Origin of the sequence: Alistipes sp. CHKCI003, from assembly GCF_900021155.1 — a bacterium.
Classification (GTDB): Bacteria; Bacteroidota; Bacteroidia; order Bacteroidales; family Rikenellaceae; genus Alistipes; species Alistipes excrementavium.
In genome coordinates, this window is record NZ_FCNT01000087.1 from 1 (window position 1) to 17,404 (window position 17,404).

14 protein-coding genes are annotated in these 17,404 nt (G+C 62.3%); 1 reads left to right on the forward strand and 13 read right to left on the reverse strand.

The window, feature by feature from the left end; all coding sequences use genetic code 11:
• Positions 1-701: 701 nt before the first annotated feature.
• The 3 genes from BN3659_RS10990 to dnaE are packed head-to-tail and all read right to left on the reverse strand — an operon-like array spanning position 702 to position 5,723.
• The gene (locus BN3659_RS10990) at positions 702-1,721 is read right to left on the reverse strand and encodes an aldose 1-epimerase (RefSeq protein WP_091536967.1); all 1,020 of its coding nucleotides are present in this window, start codon (positions 1,719-1,721) and stop codon (positions 702-704) included.
• Positions 1,721-2,035 (reverse strand): thioredoxin, encoded by a 315-nt coding sequence (trxA, locus tag BN3659_RS10995; protein ID WP_091536968.1) that lies wholly within the window; start codon positions 2,033-2,035, stop codon positions 1,721-1,723. Before trxA ends, BN3659_RS10990 begins: the two co-directional genes overlap by 1 nt.
• 31 nt (positions 2,036-2,066) lie before the next feature.
• Positions 2,067-5,723, reverse strand: a complete 3,657-nt coding sequence (dnaE, locus tag BN3659_RS11000; protein ID WP_091536970.1) for a DNA polymerase III subunit alpha — start codon at positions 5,721-5,723, stop codon at positions 2,067-2,069.
• A 123-nt stretch (positions 5,724-5,846) separates the two neighbouring features.
• Between dnaE and BN3659_RS11005 the strand changes: the two genes are divergently transcribed.
• A complete protein-coding gene (locus tag BN3659_RS11005; RefSeq protein ID WP_091536971.1) occupies positions 5,847-6,053 on the forward strand; it encodes a putative signal transducing protein in 207 nt (68 codons plus the stop codon).
• Positions 6,054-6,085: 32 nt separating this feature from the next.
• Here BN3659_RS11005 and BN3659_RS11010 read toward each other — a convergent pair whose 3' ends face one another.
• The 10 genes from BN3659_RS11010 to ettA form a co-directional block, all read right to left on the reverse strand.
• Positions 6,086-6,712, reverse strand: coding sequence for a LysO family transporter (locus BN3659_RS11010; RefSeq protein WP_091536973.1), 627 nt, complete (start codon positions 6,710-6,712; stop codon positions 6,086-6,088).
• Entirely contained in the window at positions 6,709-6,987 is a 279-nt protein-coding gene (locus BN3659_RS11015; RefSeq protein WP_091536974.1) for a LysO family transporter, read from the reverse strand. Before BN3659_RS11015 ends, BN3659_RS11010 begins: the two co-directional genes overlap by 4 nt.
• A gap of 325 nt (positions 6,988-7,312) precedes the next feature.
• Entirely contained in the window at positions 7,313-8,047 is a 735-nt protein-coding gene (locus tag BN3659_RS11020) for a shikimate dehydrogenase family protein (RefSeq protein ID WP_091536976.1), read from the reverse strand.
• Positions 8,044-8,982 (reverse strand): polyprenyl-phosphate transporter, encoded by a 939-nt coding sequence (locus BN3659_RS11025; protein ID WP_091536977.1) that lies wholly within the window; start codon positions 8,980-8,982, stop codon positions 8,044-8,046. Before BN3659_RS11025 ends, BN3659_RS11020 begins: the two co-directional genes overlap by 4 nt.
• 344 nt (positions 8,983-9,326) lie before the next feature.
• Positions 9,327-10,307: a DUF4407 domain-containing protein gene (locus tag BN3659_RS11030; protein ID WP_091536978.1), complete on the reverse strand. Its 981-nt coding sequence runs from the start codon at positions 10,305-10,307 to the stop codon at positions 9,327-9,329.
• Between the two features lie 2 nt (positions 10,308-10,309).
• On the reverse strand, positions 10,310-10,870 hold the full coding sequence (locus tag BN3659_RS11035) for a hypothetical protein (protein WP_091536979.1): 561 nt from the start codon (positions 10,868-10,870) through the stop codon (positions 10,310-10,312).
• A gap of 661 nt (positions 10,871-11,531) precedes the next feature.
• On the reverse strand, positions 11,532-11,870 hold the full coding sequence (locus BN3659_RS11045) for a DUF3276 family protein (RefSeq protein WP_091536983.1): 339 nt from the start codon (positions 11,868-11,870) through the stop codon (positions 11,532-11,534).
• Between the two features lie 60 nt (positions 11,871-11,930).
• Positions 11,931-13,535: a S41 family peptidase gene (locus BN3659_RS11050; RefSeq protein WP_091536984.1), complete on the reverse strand. Its 1,605-nt coding sequence runs from the start codon at positions 13,533-13,535 to the stop codon at positions 11,931-11,933.
• Positions 13,536-13,889: 354 nt separating this feature from the next.
• The gene (gene hisS / locus BN3659_RS11055) at positions 13,890-15,233 is read right to left on the reverse strand and encodes a histidine--tRNA ligase (RefSeq protein WP_171847759.1); all 1,344 of its coding nucleotides are present in this window, start codon (positions 15,231-15,233) and stop codon (positions 13,890-13,892) included.
• 231 nt (positions 15,234-15,464) lie between these two features.
• Positions 15,465-17,138: an energy-dependent translational throttle protein EttA gene (gene ettA, locus BN3659_RS11060; RefSeq protein ID WP_091536986.1), complete on the reverse strand. Its 1,674-nt coding sequence runs from the start codon at positions 17,136-17,138 to the stop codon at positions 15,465-15,467.
• Positions 17,139-17,404: the final 266 nt, after the last annotated feature.

Consider the following 17,404-nt stretch of genomic DNA (forward strand, 5'->3'; position numbering starts at 1 on the left):
CGCATATTACAATGTACGAAATACCGTGAAGCGGTCGCCTTCCTCTTCCGCATCCGGTGAGAAGGGCCGGGAACGGAGGGGTATTCCGGCCCGCATCCCCCCCCGCACGAATACCGCCGGAGCGACACGGAAAGCATCCGGCCGAAAGTCGGTCCGACGTGTGTTTTCCGGTTATGCCGATTCGATGCGTGCTCGAATGGAAGATCCGACGAGCGTTCGACCCGAAAACGGCCCTGTCGGCGGGGATGCCGGCGGGAGTTTCGAAGACCTTTTTCGGGGAGGCGTCCGAACACCCGCCGGACGGTCGGCCGGCACTCGTTAGGGGCGGGGCGGAATCCGACGGCGCGACGAAAGGTGCCGGAATCGCTGTATTGCCGGGCATAGGGCGGGGGCATTCGGAAGACAGGTCGATTGCAGACGGAAGGGAGGCTCTCGCAGGGGGGGGGCTTTCGACCGACGTCGCATCCGCGGTTCGCACACTCCGTTCGTGCGGGGCGCGAGGGCCGAATCACGTCCCGACAGATCGCAAACGGTTTGCGATCCGCGAATCGGAGAGAAATTCGCAAGCTGTCGCCGCATCATTCATTCGGATGCTCTTTCTCGCGTTCTGCTTCCGGTGCCTGCCGCCTTCGCCGCTGACGCTCGGCGACGCCCCCGTCGAAAGAGGCGCGGGCGCGCGTCCGATCCGGCAGGGCGCAGGATTACGCATGCAGCGACCGAGGCGGCCGGCACGACGCATAAAGGCGGAAGCGCATCGACCATTTGCCGCCGGCGGGAATCGTGCGGAAGCCTGCGGCTTCGGGCGAGGGAGCGTTCGGGGCATCGGTCGCCCACGACTGCGGCTCGGGGCAGCAGTAGGGCACGCGGCCGCCGTCGTTCCAGATCGTCCAATAGGTCGTCGCCTCGTCCGCTTCGTAGAAAATGCGGACGCCGCTGCGCAGATTCTCGACCAGCGCGCCGCGGAACGGACGGCCGTCCACGTCGATCTCCCGCACCGAAAAACCCGCTTCGATCGGGTCGCACTCCGTAACCTGCAATCCGCCGTCGCGCAATCGGGCGAAGCGCTCCGAGAGCGGCAGCAGACGCCCCGTGGGCAGTCCCCGCGCATCGAGTTCGTACTGTTCGCCGACCGCGACGCGCATCGCGTAATCCTCCGCGACGCCTCCGGCGAAAGGAATGTTCAGCGGCGTGTGGAAGCCCGCGCCGACGGGCATGGGCTCCGTGCCCTTATTGCCGAATAGGATCTCGTGGCGCAGTCCGCCGGCGGAGAGACGGAAGGTGATCTTGCACTTGAAAGGATGGGGAAAATCCCTGAAAATCGCATCGCTGGCGACATTGGAATAGTAGCGGCACTCGACGAGCGCCTCGCGCTCGTCCTCCCACGCCTTCGACACCGCGAACGGCTGGCTCTTGAGGATGCCGTGGTGGTAGTTGTGTTCGCGGGGGAGGGTGATGGGGAAGCGATAGGTGCGGCCGCCGAACGTATACCGCCCGTCCGCGATCCGGTTGGGCGGAAAAAGCACGGGCAGGCCGTAGACATGCGGACGGGCGCGGAACGCTTCGATCTCGCCGGCCGCAGGCGTGCGCAGAAGCTCGGCGCCCAGCCGCACATGGGCCAGCCGGACGAGGTTGGCGCCCACCTCCGGAACGAGGAGCGCCGTGTAGTCCCCCTTGGAGAACTCCACGGCGCGCAGTCCGTAAAAATCCGTCGTGCGGATCATTACATCAGTTTTTCGAGCTTCGCCACGAGGTCGCCCTTCTTGCAGGCGCCCACCTGTTTGTCCACCAGTTCGCCGTTCTTGAGGAAGACGATCGTCGGGATGTTGCGCACGCCGAACTTGGCGGCGATCTCGTCGGCGCCCTCCACGTCGCACTTGCCGATCACGGCCTTGCCCTCGTACTCCGCAGCCATCTCCTCGATGATGGGGCTGAGCATGCGGCAGGGACCGCACCATTCGGCCCAGAAGTCGATGACGACGGGAAGATCGGTGGCCGTTACTTCGTTGTAGTTCTCGTTCGTGATTGCTAATGCCATAATTGTAAGAATTTTAGTTTAATATGGGTTTTTACATGATCGTATACTTGATGTCGTTGTCGTCCAGATAGGAGACCAGACCGGAGGTGAGGCTGACCCTGTAGGACTTCGAGTAGAAGTTCAGTCCGACCTGCGCTTCGCGGTCGTAGAGATTCAGATGCAGCAGCGTCGAGCCTTCGGATTCGCGCACCTTCTCGGTCAGTTCGCGGATCAGGTCGTGCGTGATCTCCTCGATGGCCAGCCTGACGTGGATCTCCTTGATCATCGTATCGCGCATCTCCTGCAACTGAACCATCGAAAGGATCTTCAGTTCCAGCTCCCTGTCGTTGTAAGGACGCGGCTGGACCTTGGCGCGGACGAAGAGGAAGTAATCCGTGAAGAGGAACTTGCGGAAATTCTCGTAGTCCTTGCCGAACAGGGCGAATTCGCGGGTTCCGTTGTAATCCTCCAGCGTGAACTTGCCCCACGGTTTTCCGGTCTTGGTCATCAGGTTCTGCACCCCGACGACCATGCCCGCGACGGCGATCTCCTGTCCGCGGAACGCTTCGAGGTTGTCGAGCTCCGAAAGCTGCGTCTTGCACATGTGGCGGATGATGACGGCGTACTCGTCGAGCGGGTGCGCCGAAAGGTAAAGTCCGATCATCTCGCGCTCCTTGGTGAGCGTTTCGAGCTGGCTCCAGTCGGCGCAGGCGGGGATTGTCGGGCGCTGGATGTCGACCTCGCCCCCTCCGCCGAAGAGGCTTTGCTGCGCATTGCTCTTCTCGGCCTGAAAGCGCTGGCCGTAGCGGGTGAGCAGCTCGATGAAGGCGATGCCGCTGCCGTCCCGGGCATCGGCGCCGAAAAACTTGCCGCGGTGGAAACCCGAAATCGAATCGAAGCCGCCGGCATAAGCGATATTTTCGAGGCACTTGCGGTTGACGACGCTGTAATTCACGCGCTCCATGAAGTCGTAAATATCCTTGAACCGGCCGTTGCGCTCGCGCTCCTCGATGATGCTGTCCACGGCCGCCTCGCCCACGCCCTTCACGGCAGCCAGACCGAAGCGAACGTCGCCCGCCTTGTTCGACGAGAAGTTGCGGCGCGATTCGTTGATGTCGGGGCCGAGCACGCGGATGCCCATGCGCATGCATTCGCTCATGTAGAGCGTGATCTGCTTGATGTCCGCGAGGTTGCGGCTCAGCAGCGCCGCCATGAACTCCGAGGGGTAGTGCGCCTTGAGGTAACCCGTCTGGTAGGCGACGTAGGCATAGCAGGTCGAATGGGACTTGTTGAACGCATAGGAGGCGAACGCCTCCCAGTCGCTCCAGATCTTGTCGCAGATCTTCTCGTCGTGGCCCCGCTGCTTGCAGCCCTCGATGAACTTGGGCTTCATCTTGTCCAGCACGTCGCGCTTCTTCTTGCCCATCGCCTTGCGCAGCGTGTCGGCCTCGCCGCCCGTGAAACCGGCGAGCTTCTGCGAGAGCAGCATGACCTGCTCCTGATAGACCGTGATGCCGTACGTATCGCTCAGGTACTCCTCCATCTCGGCGATCTCGTAGGTTACGGGTTCCAGTCCGTGCTTGCGCGCGATGAAGTTGGGAATGTACTCCATCGGACCGGGCCGGTAGAGGGCGTTCATGGCGATCAGGTCCTCGAAACGGTTGGGTTTGAGGTTGCGCAGGTGTTTCTTCATGCCCGGGGACTCGAACTGGAAGAGGCCGGTCGTATCGCCGCGGGCGAAGACCTCGTAGGTGGGAGCGTCGTCGAGCGGGATGTCGTCGATGGCCACGTCGACGCCGTGCACGTCCCGGACGTTCTGCACGGCGTCCTTGATGATCGAGAGGGTGCGCAGCCCGAGGAAGTCCATCTTGATGAGGCCCACGCTCTCGACCTCCTTGCCTTCGAACTCGACGACGTTCAGGTCGGCGTCCTTGGCGATGGCCATCGGAGCGAACTTTTCGAGGTCATCCTGCCCGATGATGACGCCGCAGGCGTGCACGCCCGTCTGGCGGATCGAGCCTTCGAGCTTCTCGGCGTATTTGAGCGTGTTGCGGATCAACGGGTTGGGAGACTCGCGCTCGGCGGCCAGCTCGGGCGACTCCTTGTATACGAAGTCGAACGGCGTCTCGCCGTGTTTCTTGTCGGGCGTGATCTTGTCGGGCACCAGCTTCGACAGGCGGTCGCTCTCCGAAAGGGCCAGCTTCTGCACGCGGGCGACGTCCTTGATCGCCATCTTGGGAGCCATCGTTCCGAAAGTAACGATCTGGGCGACACGCTTCTGGCCGTATTTGTTCACGCAATACTTCAGGACATCGGCACGGCCGTCCTCGTCGAAGTCGACGTCGACATCCGGCAGCGAGATACGCTCCGGATTGAGGAATCGCTCGAAGAGCAGGTCGTATTTCAGCGGGTCGATGTTGGTGATCCGAAGGCAGTAGGCCACCACCGACCCGGCGGCCGAGCCTCGGCCCGGCCCCACGGAGACGCCCATTTCGCGGGCGGCGCGGATGTAGTCCCAGACGATGAGGAAGTAGCCCGGGAAACCCATCCATTCGATCGTATCCAGCTCGTACCTGATGCGCGTCTCCACCCGCTCGCCGAGTTCGTCGCCGTAGCGGCGGTGCGCACCCCGATAGGTCAGGTCCTTCAGATAACAGAATTGTTTGGCCACCATCAGCCGGTCGGTCAGCTCCTTGTCGCCCTCGACCAGCGCTTCGAGCGCTTCGACCGACGTGCAGGCCCCGATGCGGGCGAGCAGCTCCTCGTCCTCGATTTTCTTGACGAACGAAGCCCTCAGATCCTCCAGCGGCATGTGGAAATCGGCCGGAGGCGGGAAGTTGGGCATCAGCGGCGCGTGTTCCAGCGAATACTCCTCGACCTTGTCCGCGATTTCGAGCGTCGCAGCGAGCGCCTCGGGGTGGTCGGGGAAGAGCGCCGCCATCTCCTCGGGCGACTTCAGATACTCCTGAAACGTATAGCGCATACGGTTCGGATCGTCCAGATCGCGGCCCGTATTGAGGCAGATCAGGTGGTCGTGCGCCACGGCATCCTCGGCGAGGATGAAGTGCACGTCGTTCGAACAGATATACCTGACGCCGAATTTTGCCGACAATCCGAGGATCGCCTCGTTGACCCGAAGCTGGTTTTCGTAGACGTCGGCGTCCTTCTGCGGGTCGCCCGAAGGGTGCAACTGCATTTCGAGGTAGTAATCCTCGCCGAAAACCCCCTTGAACCACTGAACGACACGTTCGGCCTCAGCCATGTCGTTGCGCATGATCGCCTGCGGCAGTTCGCCGCCCAAGCAGGCCGAGCAGCAAATCAGCCCTTCGTGATAGTCCCGCAACAGCTGCTTGTCCACGCGCGGCTTGTAGTAGAATCCCTCGGTGAAGGAGTAGGAGACCATCTTGCAGAGGTTGTGGTAGCCTTCGAGGTTTTTGGCCAGCAGGATCAGGTGGTCGCCGGCCTTCTCGTCCTTGTCCTTCTCGAAGCGGTTTTTCACCACGTAGACCTCGCAGCCGAGGATGGGCTTGATGCCCAGCTCGGCGGCCGTGTCGTGGAAGTTCTTCACGCCGTACATGTTGCCGTGGTCGGTGATCGCCAGCGCCGACATCCCGAGCGCTTTGGCGCGCTTGAGAAGCGGCTTGACGGCCGCGGCTCCGTCGAGAATGGAGTACTGCGTATGGACGTGAAGATGGACGAAATCGGGCATATGTGGTATCGGTTTTGTAAATCCTTACAAAGGTAGCAATAAATTCGTGAAAACAACGGGCGGAATCGCTTGCTTTTTTCAGGAAAAACGTTTAATTTTAGAGACACCTAAAACAGCAACGCCATGAGAGACGAAACACTGGTCGTACTGGAAGAGTACAACACCGTAACCGAAGCCGAGATCGCCAAGTCGATCCTCGGCAGTGCGGGCATCGAGTCCACGATCCGCAACGAATATATGGCCGCGAACTTCCCCGTCGCCACGCCCGCCCAGCTCGTAGTCTGCGAATCGGACTACGAGCGGGCGAAGCAGCTGCTCCGCCACCGCTGACGCCCCGCACCGAGCAGGCGTCGCCGGCTGCGTCAGCGGAAGAGCTGGATGAGCAGCGGGACGCTGATTTCGAGCACGATGCCGTGGAAGATGCACAGCGGCACGAGTTCGCCCCCGCCTTTTCCCGCATCCACGATGCGGGCCAGACAGACGTCCATCGAGGTGATGCCTGCGGCCGCGATCGCGGGAAGCTCTCCGTACCGGCGGACGAACAGCGGCGCACAGAAGAGGGCGATCATTTCGCGGGCGACGTTCGCCAGCAGGGCGATCGCCGCCAGTTCGGCGGCGGCGCGCGCCCCGAGCGTGGGGACGTAGAGCTCGGCGATCATCACGGACGAGAGGGAGTAGTAGCCGAAACCGCTGCCGGCGGCCAGACACTCGGTCAGGGAGCGCGTCCCGGGCAGAAGCGAACCGAAAGCGCAGAACAGCAGCGTACCTCCCACGGTGAAGAGGGGCAGGAGCAGCATCCGCATGCGGAACGAGCGGAGCATGCAGCGCAGATCGTCGTTCGAGCCGAGCCCGAGCCCCACCTGAAGAATCAGCAGCGAAAGCAGGACGGACGGCACGGCCGCTCCGAGCATCCATGCCGGAGCGTAATCGGCCTTTCCCAGCCAGATGCCGGCGGCGAAGCAGCCGAAAGCGAGCAGCGAACCTTTCACGGGCGGCCTCCTTTCCCCCAAAAAAAGCGTCGGGCCGCGGCCGCAGCCAGCAGACTGCCGGCGACGCCCAGAACGGCGATCAGCAGGGCGTGTCCGCCGAAACGGCCGAAATCGGCGATCAGCCCCTTGTCGGAGCCGAGCGACGCGCCGAATACGAAGAGCAGGGCGCAGACGGTGATCTGCATGCCGGAAGCCGTCCGGCGCACGAAGGCGCTCCGGCGGCCGAAATAACCGGCGCAGGCGCCTGCGAACAAAAGCAAGAGAATACGGAACATAAATCGGTTGCAGCATAGCCGGCCGCAACGGCGGAAAAGCCGTGCGAGGGCCCGGTCCGCCGGCGGAAGGTCGTGGATGATTCGAATGAGAGACGGAAGAGGGAGAGGCTCCCCGCGCAGATCGCGCGGAGCGAGCGGCGGCCCGTCAGATGAAGCCGCTGAACCAGTGCACATGCACCTTGCGGAAGGTTCGCGCTACGACGCACCTCGCACCGCAATAGATATGTCCTCCTGAAAAACGCATGTTCGGTTCACGGGCTGATTTGCGGAGGCGAAGATAGGTATTCCGCGCGACATTTCCAAACGGGGGGGGCTCCGGACGCTGTCAGCCGTTCCAGATGCGCCACGAAGCCTCGGCCTGACGGACGAACATTCTTTCGCCGTTCATCGTGCGGGCGCCCCGCTGCCGGCCGAGTTCCAGAAAACGGGTCAGCGGCGGATTGTAGACCAGATCGAACAGGCGGTGGCGGGGCGTGAGGGCGTCGTAGGGGAGACGGGGCGCCTCGTCCGCACGGGGAAAGGTGCCGACCGGCGTGGCCTGCACGATCAGGCGGCAGCGGGCGACCTCTTCGCCGGGAAGGTTGTCGTAGGTGAAATTTCCGCGCAGCGGATCGCGCGACACGAGCGCGAAGGGGAGCTCCCGTTCGGCCAGCACGTATTGCACGGCCTGCGAGGCGCCGCCCGTGCCGAGTACGAGCGCCTCTTCGGGCCGATCGTCCGCAAGCAGCTCGTCCAGCGAAGCGCGCAGGCCCTCGACGTCCGTATTGTATCCGATCAGCCGTCCGCCGTCGCACCGCACGCAGTTGACCGCACCGATGCGCTCCGCCTCGGGCGAAAGGGCTTCGAGCAGGGGCAGGATGCGCCGTTTATAGGGAATCGTAACGTTGAATCCGCACAGGTCGGGGATCTCGTCCGTCAGACGGCGCAGCTCGCCGATCTCCCGCAACGGGAAAAGGTCGTAACGGCAGCCGGCTATCCCTTCGCGCTCGAATTTGGCGGCGAAGTAGCGGGCCGAAGCCGAGTGGACGAGCGGACGGCCGACCAGCCCGAAGCGTCTCATGCCCGTCTGCCGAGGACAGCCTTCGCCGCCAGTTCGATGGCATAGATCAGCAGGAAGCCTGCGGCCCCGAGCAGCAGGGCTTCGCCCAAATGGGCATCGGAGCCGGAGAGACGCTCGAAGGTGTCGGGCAGGATGTTCCGCTCGACGAGCGGCATCGTCTGTCCGTGGCTGTCCGTGTAGCTCTCCACGGTCTGTTTCCACGGCCAGACCTTGTTGAGCGAACCGAGCATGAAGCCCATGAGCACGGCGATCGTGCAGTCGTGCCAGTGCTTGAGCAGCCACGACAGCAGGTGCGAGAAGGCGATGATGCCCGACACGGCACCCGCGACGAAGACGAGGATCACCGGGATGTTCAGGTCGCCCACGGCCTGCATGATATAATGGTATTTGCCCATCAGCAGCAGAATGAACGCGCCCGAGATGCCGGGCAGGATCATGGCGCAGATGGCCACGGCGCCCGACAGGAGGACGAACCACCAGTCGTCGGGCGTTTCGGCGGGCGAGACGACCGTGATCCACCACGCCACGGCGATGCCCGCGGCGAGCGACAGCCCCGTCCGCCAGCTCCACGTCCCGACCTGACGCGCCACGAGCAGCGCCGAAGCGACGATCAGTCCGAAGAAAAAGGCCCAGATCTCGATGGGGTGGTGCGTCAGCAGGTAGGTCATCAGCCGCGCGAGCGAGAAGATCGAAATGGCGACGCCGAGCAGGACGGCCAGCAGGAACGATCCGTTGATATGGTGCCAGAAGGCGGTCAGGCGCCCCCGGGCGAGCAGCCGGAGCGCTTCGACGCCGACGCTGCGGATCGACTCGATCAGCTCTTCGTAGATGCCCGAAATGAATGCGATGGTGCCGCCCGACACGCCGGGTACGACATCCGCCATGCCCATGGCGCAGCCCTTGAGCGTCAGCAGCAGATAGTGGGAGAACTTCATAACCGGAATACTAATGGAGGACAAAGATAACGGAATTCCCGAACAAATGCAAGGCCGGATGCGTTCGCGGCCGATTTATCCGCACACATCGGGCGGAAGCGGGCGGCCGGCGGATCCGAGGAGGCCTCCGCACGCGCGGTGCGGAGGGCACGGCCGCAGCTCGCACCCGGAGGCGGCCGGCGGAAGCGGCGGGAAAGGGTGCGCGACACGAAAGGGGTTGGCTAACAGGGGATTTCAACCCTCCGAGAACTGCGTATTCGGAAAAGTTCCCGAATAGCGGTACGGATAGAAAAGGGGTGTCTGGAACTTGTCAGACAGCCCCGTCGTCTTCGCACGCGCGCTTTCTATTCGTTCCGGGGCCTCTCCTCCAGCAAGGAGCAGATCTGACGGCGTCTTTTCTCCTGCTGATGTTCGACCAACACCTCGTAATCGCAAGGCTGGGAATAGATCTTTCCCGTAACCACGAGCGTCTCGATGAGCAAAAAGAACAGGAAAACCGCGAGATAGAACAAGCCGCTGGCCCAGCCCGAAAAGAGCACTTCGTCGGAAAACGTGATTTCCAATTCGGTAAGCAGGCCGATGTCGGCTTTCGTCTCGTTCCGGATCTCCTCCCGCATAGCCTGCTGTCTGTCGACGAGCGAGGTCATATGGCTCCGAATATCGTCGATCCGCCGATTCACCCGGTCCCGGTCCTGACTCTTCGGATTGGGCACCATCTCTTCGATATAACCCGTCGCCATCACCGCATTGCCGAGCGAATCGAGGTGTCCCGTCGCCGATTTGGTATACAGCACCGTCTTGATCATGGGGCGTTTGCCGATCTCGTCCGACAAGAGGGCGGCCGTCGTTTCGAGAGAGTCCAGCTCCATCCGGCTGCGCGCCAGCTCGTCCTCGATGATTCTCTTGCGATAGGCGAATCGTTCGTCGGTCCTCGCCTCGATGACCTTCGCCATCTGGGCGTCGATATCTTTCCCGAACAAAGTCTGGTCGATGATCGTCGCTCCGAGCAGGGCCATGATCACGGCCAGCACGATCCGGACCCGTCCGACCGCCTTGTTCCTGCCGACGATCAGTATGATCTGACGCTCGATGATCCAGACGATGAACGAGAAAACCGCTGCGACACCCAGCTGAGACCACACGGAATCCATCTTGAAGTAACGGCTGGCCATCCCGTAACCGATGTAGAACCACAGCAACATCAGCAAAACGATCGCGCCGGCATAGCGGTGCAAGGTCTTTCGGCTGGCTGCGGAGCATTCGTTCAGTATGTCGCAGTCCCAGCCGACAAACGAGCACAAAATCTCGGTCCACTTGCCTCTCATAGCTATCGGTTCATGATTTCATTTACGATTTCATTGCTCAAAGAGACCATACCGCGGGTGAATCCCATGTCATACGAAATCAAAATCGCCTTGGTCTTCTCGCCTATTTCCCGGGCGTCCTTATCCAGAAGATCCAGTTCGCCCCGGTGGGCGACGAGCTTCATCCGCTCCTGTCTGTACTTTTCGAGCGTCTCGACCAACCCGTTTTGCCCGGCCTGATTGATATGGCTTTCGATCTCGGTGATCTTATCGTCGTAACGCAGCAAGGCCTCCTTTATGGCCAGCCGCAACTTGTCCACGATCACGCGCTTTTGGTTTTCCCGATAGGATGTTTCCGGAAAACCCGTCGCATCTTTGTATCCCTTCGTCTCCCAATCCTCCTGAAACCGCTGATAGATTCCGTAAACGGGCAATCGGGCATCGTCGTCCGCCGCCCTCGTCTCCAATATGAATTTCTCACGGGGAATAGAGACGTCCGGCTCGGCGGACCGACCGTCCGCCGAGAGGTCCGTTGCGACGGCCTGCGGGGCCGCCGCTCGTTTTTTCCTTATAAACCAACCCATTTTTTCGATATGTTTAGATAATTATTTTCGGAACCCTATATAATGCGTGTCCCTTGCGGTGGCAGCTCCTGCATGCGGTAATCAGACATTCGTCGGGATACTGCCACGGCATTTCGAATGTATCCAACCGCTCCACATAACGATACTGGCGGTGGTGCACTTCCAATTGCGACCGGTCCGTCGTTCCGCAAAACTGACAGGCATAGCCATCCCGAATCAAAATGCGCTCTCTTTTCCTTTTCCATTCGGGCCTCGTCAAAAGCTCGCCGTAAGAACAATGTTCCCGATCCAAAAGTGCCATACTTCTATTGATTCGCTCTATTCTACGGAACAAATGTAAATATATTATTTTAATATTCCGGCCTCTTTCCCCGATTTATATGTCTTTTCCCGCAAGCGTTTCAGCTATTATTTCGATCCGGACCGCGCGAGGACGGAAACGGAAGGGATCCGGCAGTGCACCGGACGACAAGCGGGTCACGCCGGCCCGCGCAACCGAAGCGCGGTCTCCGGCCGCTCGGACGATCGCAAAAAGCCGTCCGGCGAGGAGATTGCCCCATTCGGGAACCGCCCGTTCGGGGCAGGTCTCAGGCAGCGGCACGAATGAGCGAGAGGTTGTCTAAACTCTCGTCAGACAACCTCTCGCTTCCGTCGGGGCCGGTCAGAAAATCTCGACCCCGGTCTTCTCTTCGCAGCGCTCCTGTTGTTCGAAAAAATCGGGTTGGCTGCGCTTGATGAAGTCTACGACTTCGCGGAAACCGCAGCCGAACTTGCGGAAGTCCTCCTTATAGAGGAAAATCTTGTGCCTGTCGAAGACGAACGTCCCGTCGGGATTCGTTTTTTTGCGGCTTTCGGTGATCGTGAGGAAATAGTCGCCGCCGCGGGTCGCTCTCACGTCGAAGAAATAAGTCCGGCGGCCCGCCTTTACCGCCTTCGTGAGGACCTGTTCTCCGAAATCCTCACTGCCCTTCGCAGGGGGTGAAATCAGGGAAGATGTCATACAATAAACTGTGTGTTAGGGTTGTGTTGGTATTACGAATGTACATAAAAAAACACAACTCTACAAATTTACTCCATCTAATTTTCCCTTTTCGAGCAGCGGCGCTCCTTTCTGCGGCCATGCCGCCAGCACCTCCAGAGCAAGGCTATACGGCACATTATCAGTATCATTGAAGATACGACAGAACGCCGTCGCATCGAATAATTTTTGGGCGACGACCGCACGCAGCCTCAGGCGCAGCAAAGGGGCCGAGACACTCAGCTCCTCTTCCGCACGGGCTATTCCGCGCGCTTCGCCCAGCGCCGCCAACTCGTCGAGCATCGCGTCCGTTACGGCGAACCCCGAGGCATAGGCTTCGAACGTGGGGTAGGCGCGCGCCAACTCACGGCGGTGCCGGTCCAGATAGAGGAGCGTATACTCGTTCAGCACGCCCCGGCGGACGAGTTGCATCAGATAGGGCGTGATGCGCGTCGTGTCGGCCGCAACGAACAGGTCGGGCACGATCCCGCCTCCGCCGTAGACCGTGCGGCCCGTGCGGAGCGTGTGATAGACCGGAGCGTCGGCCGCCAGCGTGTCGGGCGCCGTGCCGTAGCGGCGCAGGTGTTCGAGGTAATAATCTTCGCGCTTGCCCTTCTCGTAGGGCCGCTGGATGACCCGGCCCGAAGGGGTGTGGTAGCGCGCGACGGTGATGCGCACGGCCGAGCCGTCGGGCAGGGGGAACTGCCGCTGCACCAGCCCTTTTCCGAAGCTCGGGCGGCCGATCACCACGCCGCGGTCCCAGTCCTGCACGGCGCCGGCCACGATCTCGCTGCCCGAGGCCGAGCTCTCGTCGATGAGCACCGCGAGAGGCCCCTCGGCGAAATCTCCGTCGGACGGATTGCGGTAGGCGACGGACGGGACGGCCCGTCCTTCGGTCGAGACCACCACGGCGCCGCGCGGCAGAAAGAAACCGGCCAGCTCCACCGCCTGATCCAGCAGTCCGCCTCCGTTGCCGCGCAGGTCGAGGATCAGGGCGTCGAGCCCGCCCAGCGAGGCGAAGGCCGCACGGAACTCGTCCATCGTCGTCCGGCCGAAGCGGTTGACCTTGATGTAGCCCGTGCGGTCGGCGGCCAGATAGGCCGCATCGACCGTGTTGAGCGGAATGCGGTCGCGGACGACCGAGAAACGGAGCGGGGCCGGCTCGCCGCGCCGCACGACTTCGAGGTCGACGCTCGTGCCGGTGCGGCCGCGCAGGAGCTTCGGCACGTCGGCGCGCGCGATGCCCGCGGCCGGAAGCGTGTCGATGCGCACGATGCGGTCGTTGGGCTGCATCCCGACCCGCTCGGCCGGTCCGCCGGCGACGGTATTCACGACGAGCAGCGTATCCCGCAGGATGTTGAATTCGATGCCGATGCCGCTGAACTCGCCGTCGAAGATCTCTGCGGACGCTTTCATCTCCTCGGCCGTAAGGTAGGCCGAGTGGGGGTCCAGCTCGGCGAGCATCGCCCGAATGGCCTCTTCGGCCAAGGGAGCCATGTCCACCTCGTCGACATAGATATTGTTCAGGTATCGGAAAACCCGATCGAATTTCTGCTGTGCGGCGGCGGGAGAGATCGCCAGCCTCTCCTGCGCCGCAAGGAGCAGGGGAGCGAGCAGAACGGCGGAAAAAAGGATCATCGGACGCATCGGTTTGAATTTAGAATAGTTGCTTGAAGGTCGATTTCTTATTATTCATTATCCTCCCGCCGGCGGGGCGCCGGCGATCGAGGCGGCGCACGGTCGGGAAGAAGGCGCTGTCCGGCTCCGAACCGCGAAAGGCAACAACCGAAGCGCAGAACGGCAGCCCGGAGGCGGCTTTCGGAATGCGCGGCAGGCGGAACCATGCGGTCGCCTGTCCGGATCGCTGCGTTCCCCGCCCCCGCACCGGGAGCCGGAAGGCGGGATGACAACGCAACGTCCGCCGCAACGAGCGGCCGGATACACCGCTTCGACATTCGCCGCCGGGGAACGGGGCCGGCAGCGGCGAATGCAGGGAGGCGGTCAGGCGAGCTCGCGGGCGAGCTCGCCGAACGCGATCTGCCGCTGTTCGCCCGAGCGCATGTCCTTGAGCGTAACGACCTCGCGGGCCAGCTCGTCGCTGCCCACGATGGCCACGTAAGGCACGGCCCGCCGGTTGGCGTACTCCATCTGCTTCTTCATCTTGGCGCTCTCGGGGTAGATTTCGGCCGCGATGCCCGCGTCGCGCAAGGCCCCCAGCAGCCGCAGCGAGGCGGCTTCCTCCTCGGGTCCGAGGTTGACGAAGAGCACCCGCGTCGAACTGTTCACCGCCTCGGGGAAGAGCTCCAGAGCGGTCATCACGTCGTAGATACGGTCGGCGCCGAACGAGATGCCCACGCCCGGCGTATCGGGCATGCCGAAGATGCCCGTCAGATCGTCGTAACGGCCGCCGCCGCAGATCGAGCCGATCGCATAGTCGAGCGCCTTCACCTCGAAGATGGCGCCCGTGTAGTAGTTCAGGCCGCGGGCCAGCGAGAGGTCCAGCTCAACCGCGAGGCCGGGCCCCATCCGCTCGACATAGCCGAAGATCGTGCGCATCTCCCCGATGCCTCGCACGCCCGTCTCGGATTCGCCGATCACCTCGCTCAACCGATTCAGTTTCTCGTCATTGCTGCCGCTCAGTTCGAGTATCGGTTGCAGCCGGTCGACGGCCGCTGCGTCCAAGCCGCGCTCCCGCAGCTCGGCCTTCACGGCGTCGAGCCCGATCTTTTCGAGTTTGTCGATCGCCACGGTGATCTCCATCATCTTGTCGGCATGGCCGATGGTCTGGGCGATGCCGTAGAGGATCTTGCGGTTGTTCATCTTGAGTACGACGCGGATGCCCAGCGCACGGAACACACGGGCCACGATGTCGACCAGTTCCGCTTCGTTGAGGAGCGAGCGCGAGCCGATCACATCGACGTCGCACTGGCAGAACTCGCGGTAGCGGCCCTTCTGCGGCCGGTCGGCGCGCCACACGGGTTGGATCTGGTAACGCTTGAACGGGAAGGTCAGCTCGCCCTGATGCTGCACGACATAACGCGCGAAGGGGACCGTGAGGTCGTAGCGAAGTCCCTTTTCGCAGATGTTCGACGCCTGACGCAGCTCGTCGCCGGAGCGGCCGGCGGCGTAGTCGCCCGAGTTGAGGATCTTGAAGAGCAGTTTGTCGCCCTCGTCGCCGTACTTGCCCAGCAACGTCGTAAGGTTCTCCATGGCGGGCGTTTCGAGCGGGGCGTAGCCGAACGTGCGGAAAACGCCGCGGATCGTGTCGAAGATGTAGTTGCGGCGCATCATCTCCTGCGGGGAGAAGTCGCGCGTGCCTTTGGGTATGGATGGTTTTTGTGCCATAATCTTAACTCGTTCGAAAATAAGGGAAGTTCGCAGCCTGCTGCGGTCCGCCGCCCTTCCGGCGGAATACCGAAGCATCGGCCCCGATCGCCGCGCAGCTTCGCCGGAGCGGAACGAAACGCATCGGACGGGCTCCGGCCGCCGCGGCCCCGGCCCGAATGGTGCGGGGGGGGGCGTCATCGGCCGATGGATCGGCCGGACATGACGGCAGGGGCGGGACCGAGGGAGGGCTCAGGCCATCAGTTTCCTGTATTTCACGCGGTGGGGTTCCGTGTCGCCGCCCTGCGCGCGTTTCCATGCCTCGTATTCGCTGTACGACCCTTCGTAGAAGACCACCTTCGAGTCGCCCTCGAACGAGAGGATGTGCGTGGCGATGCGGTCGAGGAACCAGCGGTCGTGGGAGATCACTACGGCGCAGCCCGCGAAGTTTTCGAGGCCCTCCTCCAGCGCGCGGAGCGTGTTGACGTCGATGTCGTTGGTGGGCTCGTCGAGCAGGAGCACGTTGCCCTCCTCCTTCAGGGCCAGAGCCAGATGGAGCCGGTTGCGCTCGCCGCCCGAGAGCATGCCGCACTTCTTCTCCTGATCGGCGCCCGTGAAGTTGAAACGGGCTACGTAAGCACGGGCGTTGACCTGACGGTTGCCCAGCGTGATGAGGTCGGCGCCCTGAGAGATCACCTCGTAGACCGTCTTCTCGGGGTCGATCGACCGATGCTGCTGGTCGACATAAGCCAGCTTCACCGTCGGCCCCACGCGGAACGAGCCGCTCGTCGGCTCGTCGAGCCCCATGATCATGCGGAAGAGGGTGGTCTTGCCCGTACCGTTGGGGCCGATCACGCCCACGATGCCCGCGGGCGGCAGCGAGAAGTCGAGGTGCTCGTAGAGCACGCGGTCGCCGAAAGCCTTCGAGACGTCGCGGGCCTCGATCACCACGTCGCCCAGACGGGGACCGTTCGGGATGAAGATTTCGAGTTTCTCCTCCTTTTGCTTGGCGTCTTCGTTCATCATCTTGTCGTAGGCCGAAAGACGCGCCTTCGACTTGGCGTGGCGGCCCGAGGGCGACATGCGCACCCACTCCAGCTCGCGTTCGAGGGTCTTGCGGCGCTTCGACTCCTGCTTCTCCTCCATGGCCATGCGCGCGGTCTTCTGCTCCAGCCAGCCCGAGTAATTGCCCTTCCACGGAATGCCCTCGCCGCGGTCGAGTTCGAGAATCCAGCCCGCCACGTTGTCGAGGAAGTAGCGGTCGTGCGTAACGGCGATCACCGTGCCCTTGTACTGCTGCAAGTGCTGCTCCAGCCAGTCGATCGACTCGGCGTCGAGGTGGTTGGTCGGCTCGTCCAGCAGCAGCACGTCGGGCTGCTGCAAAAGCAGCCGGCAGAGGGCCACGCGGCGCCGTTCGCCGCCCGAGAGCACCTTGACGCTCCGGTCGGGGTCGGGGCAGCGCAGGGCGTCCATAGCCCGTTCGAGCACGCTGTCGAGCTCCCAGCCGTTCACGTGGTCGATCTGCTCGTAGAGCTCGCCCTGACGCTCGATGAGACGGGCCATCGTATCGTCGTCCAGCGGTTCGCACAACCGCTGGTTGATCCGCTCGTACTCCTTGAGCAGCGCCACGGTCGGAGCGCATCCCTCCTCGACCACCTCGCGCACGGTCTTCGCATCGTCGAGCCGGGGCTCCTGTTCGAGATAGCCCACCGTGTAGCCCGGTGAGAAGACCACCTCGCCCTGAAAGTTCTTGTCGATGCCGGCGATGATCTTCATGAGCGTCGACTTGCCCGAACCGTTCAGACCGATGATGCCGATCTTGGCGCCGTAGAAGAACGAGAGGTAGATGTTGTTGAGCACTTTTTTCTGATTGGTGAAGGTCTTGCTCACGCCGACCATCGAAAAGATGATTTTTTCGTCTGCCATATCTTGTTTTTCTATGTTTCGGATTCGGACAAAGATACGACAGAATGGCGAAATTCCGAAATAAAAGTGCAAAATAGCTCTTCGGGCGGGGCGCGTGCGGCCGTTAGGCCATTAAATTTGCCGGCGGCCGCCCAAAAGTCGAAAATGGGAAAGCGGCCATGCCGGTCGTCTGCGCTCGGCACGGCGCCGCGACCGCATTGGCCCGCGCACCCTCCGATCGGCCCGCAGACCATCCGTTCGAAAAAAAGCCGTCCGGCACGCGGCCG

Coding starts and splice junctions, on each gene's coding strand:
- BN3659_RS10990 (WP_091536967.1), bottom strand. CDS start 1,721: ATGATCCGCACGACGGATTTTTACGGACTGCGCGCCGTGGAGTTCTCC.
- trxA (WP_091536968.1), bottom strand. CDS start 2,035: ATGGCATTAGCAATCACGAACGAGAACTACAACGAAGTAACGGCCACC.
- dnaE (WP_091536970.1), bottom strand. CDS start 5,723: ATGCCCGATTTCGTCCATCTTCACGTCCATACGCAGTACTCCATTCTC.
- BN3659_RS11005 (WP_091536971.1), top strand. CDS start 5,847: ATGAGAGACGAAACACTGGTCGTACTGGAAGAGTACAACACCGTAACC.
- BN3659_RS11015 (WP_091536974.1), bottom strand. CDS start 6,987: ATGTTCCGTATTCTCTTGCTTTTGTTCGCAGGCGCCTGCGCCGGTTAT.
- BN3659_RS11020 (WP_091536976.1), bottom strand. CDS start 8,047: ATGAGACGCTTCGGGCTGGTCGGCCGTCCGCTCGTCCACTCGGCTTCG.
- BN3659_RS11025 (WP_091536977.1), bottom strand. CDS start 8,982: ATGAAGTTCTCCCACTATCTGCTGCTGACGCTCAAGGGCTGCGCCATG.
- BN3659_RS11030 (WP_091536978.1), bottom strand. CDS start 10,307: ATGAGAGGCAAGTGGACCGAGATTTTGTGCTCGTTTGTCGGCTGGGAC.
- BN3659_RS11035 (WP_091536979.1), bottom strand. CDS start 10,870: ATGGGTTGGTTTATAAGGAAAAAACGAGCGGCGGCCCCGCAGGCCGTC.
- BN3659_RS11045 (WP_091536983.1), bottom strand. CDS start 11,870: ATGACATCTTCCCTGATTTCACCCCCTGCGAAGGGCAGTGAGGATTTC.
- BN3659_RS11050 (WP_091536984.1), bottom strand. CDS start 13,535: ATGCGTCCGATGATCCTTTTTTCCGCCGTTCTGCTCGCTCCCCTGCTC.
- hisS (WP_171847759.1), bottom strand. CDS start 15,233: ATGGCACAAAAACCATCCATACCCAAAGGCACGCGCGACTTCTCCCCG.
- ettA (WP_091536986.1), bottom strand. CDS start 17,138: ATGGCAGACGAAAAAATCATCTTTTCGATGGTCGGCGTGAGCAAGACC.